At 67.2% G+C, this 11,147-nt stretch carries 9 protein-coding genes and 1 rRNA gene; 4 read left to right on the top strand and 6 right to left on the bottom strand.

The window, feature by feature from the left end; all coding sequences use genetic code 11:
* The first annotated feature begins 163 nt into the window (after positions 1-163).
* Entirely contained in the window at positions 164-2,167 is a 2,004-nt protein-coding gene (locus tag QH196_RS18340) for an alpha-1,4-glucan--maltose-1-phosphate maltosyltransferase (RefSeq protein WP_280417023.1), read from the top strand.
* The gene (glgB, locus tag QH196_RS18335; protein WP_280417022.1) at positions 2,164-4,320 is read left to right on the top strand and encodes a 1,4-alpha-glucan branching protein GlgB; all 2,157 of its coding nucleotides are present in this window, start codon (positions 2,164-2,166) and stop codon (positions 4,318-4,320) included. The genes QH196_RS18340 and glgB overlap by 4 nt, the downstream gene beginning before the upstream one ends.
* Positions 4,321-4,475: 155 nt before the next feature.
* Here glgB and QH196_RS18330 read toward each other — a convergent pair whose 3' ends face one another.
* The 3 genes from QH196_RS18330 to QH196_RS18320 all read right to left on the bottom strand — a co-directional run bounded on the left by QH196_RS18330 (position 4,476) and on the right by QH196_RS18320 (position 7,001).
* Entirely contained in the window at positions 4,476-5,327 is an 852-nt protein-coding gene (locus QH196_RS18330) for a tetratricopeptide repeat protein (protein WP_280417024.1), read from the bottom strand.
* 61 nt (positions 5,328-5,388) lie between these two features.
* Positions 5,389-5,754: a DUF3817 domain-containing protein gene (locus QH196_RS18325; protein WP_378753579.1), complete on the bottom strand. Its 366-nt coding sequence runs from the start codon at positions 5,752-5,754 to the stop codon at positions 5,389-5,391.
* A 68-nt stretch (positions 5,755-5,822) separates the two neighbouring features.
* Positions 5,823-7,001 carry an acetyl-CoA C-acetyltransferase gene (locus QH196_RS18320; RefSeq protein WP_280417020.1) on the bottom strand — a complete coding sequence of 393 codons (1,179 nt, stop codon included), beginning with the start codon at positions 6,999-7,001 and terminating at the stop codon, positions 5,823-5,825.
* A 262-nt stretch (positions 7,002-7,263) separates the two neighbouring features.
* On the opposite strand from QH196_RS18320, the gene mce reads away from it, so the two are divergent.
* A complete protein-coding gene (gene mce, locus QH196_RS18315; RefSeq protein WP_280417019.1) occupies positions 7,264-7,737 on the top strand; it encodes a methylmalonyl-CoA epimerase in 474 nt (157 codons plus the stop codon).
* Positions 7,738-7,823: 86 nt separating this feature from the next.
* Entirely contained in the window at positions 7,824-8,840 is a 1,017-nt protein-coding gene (locus tag QH196_RS18310; protein ID WP_280417018.1) for a hypothetical protein, read from the top strand.
* A gap of 431 nt (positions 8,841-9,271) precedes the next feature.
* On the opposite strand, the gene QH196_RS18305 is transcribed toward QH196_RS18310, so the two are convergent.
* The 3 genes from QH196_RS18305 to rrf form a co-directional block, all read right to left on the bottom strand.
* Entirely contained in the window at positions 9,272-9,577 is a 306-nt protein-coding gene (locus tag QH196_RS18305; RefSeq protein ID WP_280417017.1) for an ATP/GTP-binding protein, read from the bottom strand.
* Between the two features lie 10 nt (positions 9,578-9,587).
* Complete coding sequence (nucS, locus tag QH196_RS18300) at positions 9,588-10,274, bottom strand: endonuclease NucS (protein ID WP_280417016.1); 687 nt, start codon at positions 10,272-10,274, stop codon at positions 9,588-9,590.
* Positions 10,275-11,010: 736 nt separating this feature from the next.
* Positions 11,011-11,127 (bottom strand): 5S ribosomal RNA (gene rrf, locus QH196_RS18295).
* Positions 11,128-11,147: the final 20 nt, after the last annotated feature.

Genomic DNA, 11,147 nt, shown 5'->3' with positions numbered 1-11,147 from the left:
GTCGTTGCGGCGGCGGGGGCGTTACCGGGAGGCGGGTCGAAACGCGAATCCGGCGGAATGCCCTGGCTTTCCAGTTCGGGGTCGCGGGGGCGTGGGAATTATCCTACCCCTCCCCGGCCCCCCAACCCGCGGCGCCGGAGGCGCCGCAAATATCATCGCGTGGATGACCGGCCGCATCGCCATCGATGACACCGCCCCGTATATCCCCGGAGGGTATCCGGCGAAGGCGGTGGTCGGGGAAGTGTTCCCGGTGCGGGCCGTCGTATGGCGCGACGGCCACGGCGCCGTCGGCGCGAGCCTGGCGGTCCGCGCACCGGGGTCGACGCGGTCCGTCCGGGTCTCGATGACTCCCGACTACGAACCCGACGTGTTCAACGGCATCTTCACCCCCGACCGGCCCGGCCTGTGGCATTACCGGGTGGAGGGCTGGGCCGATTCGATCGCGACCTGGCGGTCCGCGGTCGAGGCGAAACTGGCGGTCGGGCAGAGCGCACCCGATCTTGCCAATGATCTGGAGATCGGGGCGCGCCTGTTCGACCGGGCGGCGCAGGCGTTCGGTAAGAAGCAGTTCGAGCGGTTGCGTGCGGTGGCGGCGGCGCTGCGCGGCACCGAACCGCTGCCCGCCCGGGTCGCGCCTGCATTCACCGATGAGGTTGCGGAGATCCTGCGCGCGAATCCGTTGCGGGATCTGGTGACGCGCGGACCGCAGTTCTCGGTGCTGGTGGAACGGCCGTGCGCACTCACCGGCTCCTGGTACGAATTCTTTCCCCGTTCGACCGGCGGCCGCGATTCCGGCGGCAACCCCGTGCACGGTACCTTCGCCACCGCGACCGCCGAGCTGCCCCGCATCGCCGCAATGGGGTTCGATGTGGTCTACCTGCCGCCGATCCATCCGATCGGCCGGGTGAACCGCAAGGGCCGCAACAACGCCCTCACCGCCGGTCCTGGCGATGTGGGGTCCCCGTGGGCGATCGGCGCGGCCGAGGGCGGCCACGATGCCTTCCACCCGCAGCTCGGTACCGAAGCCGATTTCGCCGCGTTCGTCCGCGCCGCCGCCGGCCTGAAGCTCGAGGTGGCCCTGGATCTGGCGTTGCAGTGCGCACCCGACCACCCGTGGGTCACCGCACACCCCGAATGGTTCACGACCCTGCCGGACGGCACGATCGCCTATGCCGAGAACCCGCCGAAGAAGTACCAGGACATCTATCCGCTCGATTTCGACAACGACCCCGACGGCCTGTACGCCGAGATCCTGCGGGTGGTGCGGTATTGGATCGGACTGGGCGTGAAGATCTTCCGGGTCGACAACCCGCACACCAAACCGGCGGATTTCTGGGAATGGCTGATCGCCGCGATCCGCCGCACCGACCCGGATGTGGTGCTGTTGTCGGAGGCCTTCACCTATCCGGCCCGCCTGTACGGTTTGGCCCGGCGCGGTTTCAGCCAGTCCTACACCTATTTCACCTGGCGCACCCATAAACACGAGCTGACCGAGTTCGGCCGCGAACTCGCCGCGAAAGCCGACGAGGCGCGACCCAACCTGTTCGTCAACACCCCGGATATCCTGCACGAAAGCCTGCAGCACGGTGGCCCGGGGATGTTCGCCATCCGCGCCGTCCTCGCCGCCACCCTCGCGCCGAGCTGGGGCGTCTACAGCGGCTTCGAGCTCTACGAACACCAACCCGTGCGACCGGGCAGCGAGGAATACCTGGATTCGGAGAAGTACGAGCTGCGCCCCCGCCCCTTCGCCGACGCCCGGGCCCGCGGCGAATCCCTGGAACCGTGGCTGACCCGGCTCAACGAGATCCGCCGCCGCCACCCGGCGCTGCGACAGCTGCGCTGCCTGCATTTCCACCACATCGACAACGACAATCTGCTGGCGTATTCGAAGATCGACCCGGCGACCGGCGATGCCGTCCTGGTGGTGGTGAACCTGAACCCGTTCACGGCCGAACAGGGCATGCTCTCCCTGGATCTGCCCGCCATCGGCCGCGAATGGCACGACCATCCGGTGGTGCACGACGAGATCAGTGGCGAGGAGTACCACTGGGCGCAGACCAACTACATCCGGTTGGACCCGGCCCGCGCGGTCGCCCACGTCATCGCCCTGCCGCCCGTGCCGCATCATGCCCGCGCCGGCCTCGCCTACCGGCAGACGCTGCGGTGAACCGGCGCGATCTGCTCCTGCTGGCCGCGGGGAGCCATCCCGATCCGCATACTGTGCTCGGCGCCCACCCGGCGCCGGACGGCACGATCGTGCGGGTGCTGCGGCCGGAAGCGGAATCGGTGTCGATCCGGGTCGGCGGCGCCGACCATCGGCTGGCTGCGCTGGGCCACGGGGTCTTCGGCGGCACCCTGCCCTACCCGGAGCTACTGGACTACCGGGTCGTCACCGTCTACCCGCACCACCCGACCACGGTGCTGGCCGACGGCTACCGCCACCTACCGACCCTCGGCGACCTCGATCTGCATCTGATCGGTGAAGGCCGCCATCAGCGGTTGTGGGAGGTACTCGGTGCGCATCCCCGCCGCTATCCGGGCCTCGACGGCGAGGTCACCGGGGTGTCGTTCGCGGTGTGGGCCCCCAATGCCCGCGGTGTCACCGTTTTCGGCGATTTCGACCACTGGCAGGGCGGTACCTGGCCGATGCGTGCCCTCGGCAGTTCGGGTGTGTGGGAGGTTTTCGTCCCGGGGGCCGCGCCCGGTGATCGCTACAAGTACCGCGTGCACGGTGCCGACGGCCGCGTCGCCGATCATGCCGACCCCCTCGCGTTCGCCACCGAACTCCCCCCGGCCACGGCGTCCGTCGTCACGGCGACACAGCACAACTGGACCGATCAGCGCTGGCTCACCGACAGAGCCCACACCGATCCGGCGCGCGCGCCGCTGAGCGTGTTCGAACTGCATCTCGCCTCGTGGCGGCCGGGTCTGGGCTACCGCGAACTCGCCGAACAACTCAGCGAATACGTACGCGGCCTCGGCTTCACCCATGTGGAACTACTGCCCATGGCCGAGCATCCTTTCGGCGGCTCGTGGGGTTATCAGGTCACCTCCTACTACGCCCCCACCGCACGGTTCGGCAGCCCGGACGATTTCCGCGCCTTCGTCGACCGTATGCATGCCGACGGGATCGGCGTCATCCTCGACTGGGTGCCCGGGCATTTCCCCCGCGACGCCTGGGCCTTGGCCCGGTTCGACGGCACCCCGCTCTACGAACACCCCGACCCCCACCGCGGCGAACAACCCGCCTGGGGCACCTACGTTTTCGACTACGGCCGCCCCGAGGTCCGCAACTTCCTGGTCGCCAACGCCCGCTTCTGGATCGAGGAATTCCATATCGACGGGCTGCGGGTCGACGCGGTCGCCGCCATGCTCTACCTGGACTACGGGCGCCCCGACGGCGGGTGGGTGCCGAATATCCACGGCGGCCGGGAGAACCTCGAGGCGGTCGACTTCCTCGCCGAACTGAACGAGAGCCTGCACGGCTCGTATCCGGGTGTGCTGACGATCGCCGAGGAATCCACCACCTGGCCCGGTGTCACCCGGGCGACCGAGGTCGGTGGCCTGGGGTTCACCATGAAATGGAATATGGGCTGGATGCACGACACGCTCGGCTATCTGAGCCGCGACCCCGTGCACCGCACCTGGCACCACAACGAGATCACCTTCTCGCTGATGTACGCGTGGAGCGAGAACTACGTACTGCCCATCAGTCACGACGAGGTCGTGCACGGCAAAGGCACCCTGTGGACCCGGATGCCCGGCGACGAGTTCGCCAAGGCCGGCGGCGTCCGCGCGCTACTGGCCTATATGTGGGCCCATCCCGGTAAACAACTGCTGTTCATGGGTCAGGAGTTCGGCCACTACCGCGAATGGTGGCACGACCACAGCCTCGACTGGCACGAACTGGACAACCCGCTGCACCGCGGTATTCAGCTCCTGGTCGCCGACCTCAACCGCGGCTACCGCGAACACCCGGCCCTGTGGAGCCAGGACACCACCCCCGGCGGCCATTCCTGGATCAGCAGCGACGACCGCGACGCCAATATGCTGGCGTTCCTGCGGCACGCCGCCGACGGCGGCGTCGTCGCCTGCGTCTGCAACTTCTCCGGCAACACCTACACCGATTACCGAATCGGGCTACCGCTGCCCGGCGACTGGCTGGAAATCCTGAACACCGATGCCCTCGAGTACGGCGGAACCGGCGCCGGCAACCTCGGGGTCGTCCACGCCGAACCCATCCCCCTGCACGACCGCCCCGCATCCGCCGGGCTCACCGTAGGTCCACTCAGCGTCATCTGGCTGGTCCCCCAGCGCTGACCGGATCACGCCGTGCACTGCGGGCTGTCCGCGCCGAATATCCGGACCGCCCGAAACCCGGCGGACCGGATCGCCGAACTCGATTGCCAGGGCGCATGCGCGGGAGGCATGGCCGATGGCGACTACACCGAGCTGATGCCCGGTACCGGCCGACGTCAGTAGAGAGCAGTCGCCAGCTTGCGACGGGCTGCGACCACGAAAGGCTCCGACTGGTCGAACAGCTCGAAAAGCTCCACCAACCGGGTGCGTACCGTGGCCCGCTCATCGCCCGAGGTTCGTTTGATCAGGCCGATCAGCCGGTCGAATGCGGCTTCGGGCTGCTGCTGGAACATCTCCACATCGGCGGCGTCCAGTGCGGCCGCCACATTGCCCGGATCCGCGTCCGCGGTCGCGATCGCCGTCTCCGGCAGCTGCTGGGCCCGCCCGAGGAATTTCACCTGGCGCAGCGCGGCCTTGGCCTCGGCGTTGGCCGGTTCCTGGGACAGGATCGATTCGTAGGCCGATTCCGCACCCGCGAAATCGCCCTGTTCCAGTAGGGCTTCGGCGGCGGCGAATCGAGGGTCGGCGGGCGGCTCCGACGGCTCACTGTTCGGATCACCTTCGAGCTTGCCCTCCACCGCCTGGACGACGGCGGCGAGCCACTGCCGGACCTGATCCTCGGGCTGACCACCCTGGAAATCGGCGAGCGGCTGGCCACCCGCGACGGCGACCACCGTGGGAATGCCCTGGACACCGAAGGCCTGCGCGATCCGCATATTGCTCTCGGCCTCGACGGCGGCCAGATCCCAGGTGCCGTTCGCCTCGCCCAGGAGCCGCTCCAGCAGCTGCACCAATTCGATGCTGCCGGGGCTGCGCTGCGAATACAGCACCACGACAACCGGCACCTGCATGGAGCGGCGCAGAACCTTGGTCTCGAAATCCGCCTCGGTGACCGTATGGTCACCGGCCGCAGCCGCCGCGCCCGCGGGCGGCTGTTTCAGGGCGGACAGATCCACCGCCCCGGACATGGCGGCGGCAACGGCTGGTGAAGGACGGCGTGGTGCTGGTCGAGTCACAGGTTCCAGTCTGTCACGACGAGGCGGCGAGAGTCTTCGGGGACTCGGTGCCGGCCGCACCCTGCCGGTCGAACTTGCCGGTACGCACGGCCCACACCTCGAACAACACGGTGAAGAACGGCGGGATACTGGACAGCAGCGCCAGCACGGTGGTCTTCCAGTTCCATTCGAACTCGCGCGCGGTCACGAGCGCGATCAGGACGAACAGGACGAAAACGCCACCGTGCACCGGGCCGAAGATCTTCACGCCGATCTCGTTGCCCTCTTCCGGAAGGTATTTGAACGCCATTCCGGTCAACAGGCCCAGCCAGGACAGCGCCTCGAGCACGGCGAAGAAACGGAACCTGCCGGCAGTGGTGCGCAGACCAAGAAAGTTCATGCGCACCATTGTGCCCTAGCCACTACGCCGTGTCGTAGTCGAACCGGTCACACCGGTCATACCGGACGTCATACCCGGACGATCAGCGCATCCCCCTGGCCACCGCCACCGCACAGCGCCGCCGCGCCGACCCCGCCGCCGCGCCGCTTCAGTTCCAGCGCCAGATGCAGCACGATCCGCGCACCCGACATTCCGAGCGGATGCCCGATGGCGATGGCGCCGCCGTTCACATTGACCTTCGCCGGATCGATCCCCAGCTTGCGGGTGGAGGCGATACCCACCGCCGCGAACGCTTCGTTGATCTCCACCAGATCCAGGTCGGCCGGGTCGATCCCCTCTTTGGCACACGCCTTGGCGATGGCGTTGGCCGGCTGGTCCTGCAGCGTCGAATCCGGGCCGGCCACCATCCCGGCGGCACCGATCTCGGCGATCCAGCTCAACCCGAGTTCCTGCGCCTTGGTCTTGCTCATCACCACGACCGCCGCCGCGCCGTCGGAGATCTGCGACGCCGAACCCGCGGTGATGGTGCCGTTCTTACTGAACGAGGGCCGCAACTTCGACAGCGATTCCGCGGTCGTATCGGCGCGGATACCTTCATCCTGCCGGAACTGCACCGGGTCGCCCTTACGCTGCGGCACCTCGACAGGCACCACTTCGTCGTCGAACACCCCGTTCTTCCACGCGGCGGCCGCCCGCTGATGCGAGGCCGCGGCGAAGGCATCCTGATCGGCGCGGGTCACCGGGTCGGTCTCGTTGCGCTGCTCGGTGAGGGCGCCCATCGCCTGATCGGTGAAAATATCGTGCAGGCCGTCGTAGGCCATATGGTCGCGCAGCGTCACATCGCCGTACTTGAACCCCTCGCGGCTCTTCTCGAGCATATGCGGAGCGCGGCTCATCGATTCCTGGCCACCGGCGACCACGATCTCGTGCTCCCCCGCCCGGATCAGCTGGTCCGCCAGCGCGATGGCGTTGATACCGGACAGGCACACCTTGTTCAGGGTGAGTGCCGGAACATCCATCGGAATACCGCCGGCGACCGCGGCCTGCCGCGCCGGAATCTGCCCCGCGCCCGCGGTGAGCACCTGCCCCATGATCACGTAGTCGACCTGGTCGCCACGGACGCCCGCCTTCTCCAGGGCACCGGCGATCGCGACACCACCGAGTGCGGAGCCGCTGAAATCCTTCAGGCCACCCAGCAGCCGGCCGACCGGGGTACGCGCACCGGCAACGATCACGGAGTTGGTCACGACAAGCCTCCTGTATCTATGGCGCCGCCTCCGGCGGCACGGGCCGGGGCCCTATTGACCCCTGGAGACGTCCAGGCCTACCGGACGCGCTACCCGGGAGTAACGCATCGTGCGGACGCTTCCACGGTAACCCGCCGACCCCGGCCTCCGGCCCACAGGGCTGTGCAGATCACCTGCCAAGACATGAAGGCAGTCGCCATCACTTGCCGGTTTCCGGGTGGGTAGACACCGGCGGCACACCGGAACGCGCTACGTTCGAAGAGTGAGCACCGCTACCCCGTCATCAGAGTTCATCCCCGCCGACTACGTCGTCGCAGTCGATCACGTCGGCATCGCCGTACCCGATCTGGACACGGCCGTGGCTTGGTACGCCGAGAACCTCGGCCTGGTCGAAACCCACCGCGAGGTCAACGACGAACAGGGCGTCCAGGAAGCGATGCTGTCCGCTCCCGCCGCCGAGGACGATGCGACTGCCCTGCAGTTGCTGGCACCACTGGACGCGACCTCCACCATCGCGAAATTCATCGACCGCAGCGGACCGGGCCTGCAGCAGTTGGCTTTCCGGGTCACCGATATCGACGCCGTTTCCGCATATCTACGCGATCGCGGCGTGCGTTTGCTGTACGAGGCGCCGCGCCGTGGCACCGCCGATTCCCGCATCAATTTCGTCCACCCGAAGGATGCTGGCGGTGTGCTGGTCGAGTTGGTCGAGCCGGACCCGAATGTTACGCACTAGTATCGTAATCGGACCGTTAGGCGTACCTCCGATAACATTCCCGGTCGGCTCACCATGGGCCGGTCTCAGGCTGTAGTTTGTTGGCCATGTCGTCACCCGAGTCCGATCGCAATCGCTTCGTTGCGCTGCCCTTCACCGTCGTGCGCAAGGGTTATGCGCAAGACGAGGTACGTAACTATTTCGACCGTTTCGATGCCGAGTTGCGGGTCACCGCCACCGACCGCGATGCCGCTGCCGCCCAGGCCCGCAACCTCGCCAGTCAGCTGGAGGATGCCCGCGACGAAATCGACGAGCTCCGTAAGGAAGTCGACCGGCTGTCCGTCCCGCCGACCACCGCGGAAGGGATGAGCGATCGCATCTCCCGGATGCTGCGATTGGCTTCCGACGAAGCCTCCGAGGTCCGCGCGCTGGCACAGGCCGAGGCCGCGGAGATGGTTTCCATCGCCGAGCAGCAGGCCGCGGAGATGCGCGGTAAGTACGAATCGCTGCTCGCCGAAACCAAAGAAAAGCGCGAAGCCCTCGAAATCGAGTACGAGCAGACCCTCGCGAACGCACGTACCGAATCCTCGAAGATCATCGAAGCCGCCCAGGCCGAGGCCGAGCGCCTGGCCAAGGAGTCCGAGGCCAAGCGCAAGGCCACGCAGCAGGACTTCGAGGTCACCATGGCCGAGCGTCGCACCAAGCTGACCCGCGCCATGGAGGAGCTGGAGGCCACCAGCCGCGCCGAGGCCGCCCAGCGAATCAAGGACGCCACCGACGAGGCCAACCGCCTCATCACCTCCGCCACCCAGACCTCCGAGCGCAAGATCGCGCACGCCAAGGAACTGGCCGAGGAGATGCGCGTCCTGCGTGGCCGCGTGCTGGCCCAGCTGCTCGGTATCCGCGGCCAGCTCGATTCGGTGCCCGCCATGCTGGCCGCGGTCAACCGGGAGAGCGAACTGCTCGACGGGGTCCCCGAACAGCCGCGTAAATCGATCGGCAGTGGGCAGAACAAGTCGGTATCCGGCCGTAACAATCAGAAGGCGATCCCCGAGGTGAACGCCGAAGACGAGTCGGAAGATATCGTCGACGAAGAACGCGAAAACGCCGACATCAGCAACTAGAGCTCCCTCAGAGCTGCTGTCGGAACGTGTACGGCGACACGACACATCACTCCGAAGGCCGCCCCCACGGGGGCGGCCTTCCTCATATCCGGCAACCGGCCGCCCCCGGGGGCCGGTAGTTGCGCGGAGTGGACTCGCCGATCCGGCGTCACCGTCGAGATGACACGAGAGCTGCGAGACCGGCTTCCCCTTCAGGAGTGACGTGGACGCTGCGCGGCACTGCGCCTCGGACGATCCAGCCGAGATCGAACAACCGAGTGGTGATCGCCGCGCCGAGTGGGCCCGCGAGGTGGTGAGCCTGTTCGCTCCAGTCGATGCTGCCCTCGGGGTCAGCAGGAGCGTTCGCTGTGATGGCCCTCTGCGCCCCAGTGGCCTTCCTCGTCGCCGAGCGGTGGGTGGCTCATCCGATGCTCAGCACTGCGATACAAGCACTAGGACCACCGTCGAGTGATCCCACGGGTTCGCCGGCCGTTCCAGCAGCCCCTATGCCAGTGCCGGCGGTCCGCCTCCCCACCGCCGGCCGGCCAGGCCACCACATGCGCGACCCCCGGCATGACCTCGTGATCGCAGCCCGGGCAGCGGTACCGTTTCACCGCTCGGGCGCCGGGCACCGTCCGCACCACGTACTCGTCGCCGTCGGGTCCGGCTTCGGTCCGGCGGTAGACATCGCCCAGCCCGGCGCCCAACCGTTGCGGCTGCGCTCCGTAACGCCCGCTGCGCGGTTTTCGTCGTGGCATGCCTTCCAGCTTAGAAGAGCCGGAATTCGTTGCTCTCGGTCCCGCGCAGGGCGTTGTAATCCAGGGTCAGGCAGCGGATCCCGCGGTCCTCGGCCAACGTTCGCGCCTGCGGTTTGATCTGCTGCGCCGCGAACACCCCCGCCACCGGCGACAGCAGCGGGTCCCGATTCAGCAGCTCCAGATAGCGGGTCAGCTGCTCCACTCCGTCGATTTCCCCGCGGCGTTTGATCTCCACTGCGACGGTCCGCCCGTCCGCGTCCCGGCACAGCAGATCCACCGGTCCGATGGCGGTCATGTACTCGCGACGAATAAGGCTGAACCCCGCGCCGAGGGTTTCCACATGCTCGGCCAGCAACTCCTGCAGATGCGCCTCGACCCCGTCCTTCACCAGGCCGGGATCAACCCCGAGCTCATGACTGGAATCGTGCTCGATCTCCTCGATCCCGATCCGCAGCTCCTCCCCCGCCTTGTTGCTCACCACCCACAGTTCCTTGAACTGCCCCGCCGCCGAGTCCGGCTCCCGCTCCTCCAGCCAGCACGGCGGACTCATCCAGTTCAACGGCTTATAGGAGCCCCCATCGGAATGCACCAGCACCGACCCATCCGCCTTCAACATCAACAGCCGGCGAGCCATCGGCAGATGAGCGGTCAACCGCCCCACATAGTCGACCTGGCAACGAGCAATCACGAGTCGCATCCGGCAGAGTCTAGGCCCTGTTCACCGAATCGCCCCGCGCGGCCGCCGACCGGTCCGGTCGTCTCACGATCGCCGCTGGACCAGCGAGCGGACCGTCGGCACACAGACCGTATCGGCACCGGCCGCCGCTGCCGGATACCCGCCCGGCCGACCTGCCGGTGCAGAATCAACGGCGAGGGCGACCGTTTCTCACGCCCGACAGCGGCAGGCATCGCGGAGGTAGGACCGGTGTGGATTTCTCGGCTGATCCGCGATGGGTCGGGGCGAATCGTCGACAGCACTCTCGAATTCGCCGCGGACCACAAGCGCCGGACCGGTGAACGGACCGGTGTCATCCGCCAGGGGGACCACCTCGGCCGAATCCATCGTCGGCATCCTGGAGCGGAAGATCTATGTAGACGACCGGGGAAGAATCGTTGTGGAGAATCGGATGATGGATCTGGACGAGGACGCTACCGGGCAGGGGTTCGCCACTGCGTTCAATTCCGCAATGGAAACCTACTATCGCAGGTCCGGTGTGGACCGGCCGGGTGACGGTTTTCGCGACCGACGACGGCGGGTATGTGTGGGCACGCGCCGGCGCCGATACCGACCGACATCACCGGACACAGCAGCCAGAGCGCTCTGCGGCAGTTGTTCATGAACGCGAGCCGATCGGACGGTCGTCGCCGAATGATGAGGTATCCCTGAACGCACTCTAGGGGCCCACGAATGTGGGCCCCTAGAGGGAATTATGTTCCGGCGGTGTCCTACTCTCCCACACCCTGTCGAGTGCAGTACCATCGGCGCTGGCAGGCTTAGCTTCCGGGTTCGGAATGGGACCGGGCGTTTCCCTGCCGCTATAACCGCCGTAACTCTATGAAACTATCCACA

The organism is Nocardia carnea, assembly GCF_029868325.1.
Taxonomy (GTDB): Bacteria; Actinomycetota; Actinomycetes; order Mycobacteriales; family Mycobacteriaceae; genus Nocardia; species Nocardia carnea_C.
Note: the sequence above shows the minus strand (reverse complement) of the source record. Positions and strands in the feature narration are given on the sequence as shown.